At 54.6% G+C, this 2,518-nt stretch carries 4 protein-coding genes; all 4 read right to left on the bottom strand.

Going from position 1 to position 2,518, the window contains the following annotated elements:
- Window positions 1-159 precede the first annotated feature (159 nt).
- On the bottom strand, window positions 160-522 hold the full coding sequence (locus OD750_RS06915) for a hypothetical protein (RefSeq protein ID WP_263542686.1): 363 nt from the start codon (window positions 520-522) through the stop codon (window positions 160-162).
- 174 nt (window positions 523-696) lie between these two features.
- Entirely contained in the window at window positions 697-1,278 is a 582-nt protein-coding gene (locus tag OD750_RS06910; RefSeq protein ID WP_263542685.1) for a hypothetical protein, read from the bottom strand.
- Window positions 1,279-1,404: 126 nt separating this feature from the next.
- Window positions 1,405-1,764, bottom strand: coding sequence for a hypothetical protein (locus OD750_RS06905; protein WP_263542684.1), 360 nt, complete (start codon window positions 1,762-1,764; stop codon window positions 1,405-1,407).
- Window positions 1,761-2,518: type IV secretory system conjugative DNA transfer family protein (locus tag OD750_RS06900; protein WP_263542683.1), on the bottom strand; the 758-nt coding region annotated here is incomplete at its 5' end. The genes OD750_RS06900 and OD750_RS06905, both read right to left, overlap by 4 nt.

The following is a 2,518-nucleotide window of genomic DNA, read 5'->3' as shown; positions in this document are numbered from 1 at the left end:
TTGCGCTTGGCCACATCAATTAGGATGTCCTTCGCCTCCTTCTTAGCGGCGTCCCACTGCGCCACCTGAAATCCATAATCGTTGAGCATGTTTCCCCTTCGTAGCGCACAATGCTCTAAATTTAGGACGTGCGAATCTACACCGGCGTCGGTGAAATCGTCATGACTTGAAGCGTTTCAGCAGGCCGCTGAACCGGAAAGTGTCGCCGGCCTGCTCCCACGTGCCCTCAACCGAAAGGGCCGATTGATCGTCGGAAGCGTCGATCTTACTAAAACGAACTACAGCCGGAATGTCTGACTTGTCAGTGGCATAGCGAAGCCTGAGGTCATCGCAGTTAAAGCCTCCGAGCGAATTGCGCTGGGCCGTTCCTGTGGCAGTGCTCTTGCCGTAGTCGGTTTCGTAGAACTTTAGTTGGAACGAGATACCATCGCCTCGCAAAATGAAACGCTCAGCAGTCATCTCGAACGCATCATCCTCGACCTCAAAGTTGCCCAAAAAAGCGATGTGCTGGTTCGATGTCATGTTGAAATCCCGAACGCCAGAGTTGAGCTGCGTCACCAGCCGGTGTTACCTAGACTCCCAGCGAGCGAATGGCTTGCCGAAACAATGCTCGCGATTGCGACGCCAGACTGAAGATCTTCCGCGAGCTAGGTCGCGAGCGCGAGCAGAATACGGTGGTGTATCTGGGGCGATGAGTTACGGCAGTTTCATGATGTATACGAGCATCGTGTAGGGCGGCATAGCTTCTGCCTCATTCACCGAGACCTTGGTGCGATCGTGTTCACTGGCCCCGGTCCCTCGACTACCGACGTTGTCGGCCTCAAACCGTGGGGCGGAGAAACTGGCCGTGTGGTTGTGCGTTTTCGATCCGCCTTGCTTGCCAATACTATTGGGGTCGAGAGTCCCGAGAACGAACCTATCTTGCAGGTTAGGCGTTCCATTTGAACCATCGCAGATTGCCCATCCCTGAGGAACGATAGTGTTGAGCGACACTCCCTCTTTCGGAACCTCCGGGGGAAACCAAGGGACAATGGTGCCGATTGGCACGACAGCTTTGGCCCTGAGACCCGCCAGGATCGCGTTCACTTCGCCGAGTGACTTGTTCGCATTTTGAGCTGCGCTCTCGGCTAGGGCCTTGCTGGCTTCGATTTTAACTTTGAATTCGTCTTGAGCCCATTTTTCAAGCTGACTTTTCATCACCTGCTGAAAACCGAAGTACCCCAGAATTCCGAGTATTACGCTGAAGATAGTCAGGGCGCCGCCCAACAACTTCATCATCTCGATCTTCAGAGAAAGAAGGTCTGTATGCCACGGAGGCGGCGGTGATTGCGGTGCCGATGGCGTTTGGGGAGGAGTACTCATTTCTGCCTCGCTTAGTAGTCAGAGGGGATGACAGTCGAAAGGTTATCGCTCTAGGTCGTCTTTCTTCTTGCCGAAGTCGTCGAGACTTTTGCCGGGGGCTCTACCGAGCTCCGGGTCATTGTCCTTGTTGAGTTCCTTGTGCATTTCGTTCTCCAGCTTTTGCTCTGCGCTGAGGTTGGCTGCCGCTTCTCTCCATTCTGCGCCTCGGGCTTCGACTACAGAAACCTGATCGCCGAGTTGGCTTCTCAGCTCGCCGATCTTCGCCATCAGGGCGTTCGAATAGCCATTCTCCTGTAGCTCAGCTTCGCTTTTCTGCAATTCGGACTTAATGCTGTCCCTTTTGTCGATTGCGTCTAGTAGCTGCTGCTTGCTACGCGCAGCTTCGCTCTCTAGTGTCGTCATACTTCCTCTTTATAAAAGGCAAGAACCTGATTGTCGGCATCAAGAATCTGACGACCAACGGCCATATCTTGATGAGCCGTTCTGGCCAGGAAACGAACTAGATCGAGATGCTTGATCAGGTTTCCTCGACTAGGGTCTTGCGGTGATAACGTCGCGAGTTTGCTTTCGAGGGCGCGCGCTTTTTGCTCGTACTTCTTTGCTTCCCGAGCTGCATCGACCATGCCATCGTGCATTCGCTCGGCACTCTCTTCCACTTTGTCGATAAATTCGTAAGTCTTGGCCATTCCTTGGCCCTTTCGCTTGTTGCCTCCTTTTATGTAAGCAGACCCTTGCTTGGTTGCAAGGGGAATTTTTCCACCTTGACCCACGGGGCCTATCGTGGCCGCGCTGCTAGCGGCTGCTGCCATCCCTTCTGATCGTGGGGACGGTGCCGCCGTCTCGCTCGGCGGCATGGGGGGCTGGTCGAGCTGCACTGACACCGGGGCGCGTACGGCGGCAGCGGCCCAGGCGTCGACGACGTGGAACGGGATTTTCAGTGCGAAGACAGGATGTTGGCCTTGCAGAAAGATGATCTGCCGCTGTTCTTTGCCATGAACAGGCACGCGCATGACCTCATCGGGCGTAATCAGAGGCACGCCGACATGTTGTAGGTTGTGGGCCTCGATCCGCCAGAAGTCGTTCCAGAACATTACCTTGCTGGTCTTGAAGCTTTGGCTTGAAGTCAGCACTGTTTTTTGACCGACCATTTTCGAGA

It is taken from the genome of Tahibacter soli (assembly GCF_025717065.2).
In the GTDB taxonomy this organism is placed as follows: domain Bacteria; phylum Pseudomonadota; class Gammaproteobacteria; order Xanthomonadales; family Rhodanobacteraceae; genus Tahibacter; species Tahibacter soli.
Note: the sequence above shows the minus strand (reverse complement) of the source record. Positions and strands in the feature narration are given on the sequence as shown.

Bases quoted from the DNA above. Each gene is read 5' to 3' on its own strand.
- OD750_RS06915 (WP_263542686.1), bottom strand. From the start codon at position 522: ATGACATCGAACCAGCACATCGCTTTTTTGGGCAACTTTGAGGTCGAG.
- OD750_RS06910 (WP_263542685.1), bottom strand. From the start codon at position 1,278: ATGATGAAGTTGTTGGGCGGCGCCCTGACTATCTTCAGCGTAATACTC.
- OD750_RS06905 (WP_263542684.1), bottom strand. From the start codon at position 1,764: ATGACGACACTAGAGAGCGAAGCTGCGCGTAGCAAGCAGCAGCTACTA.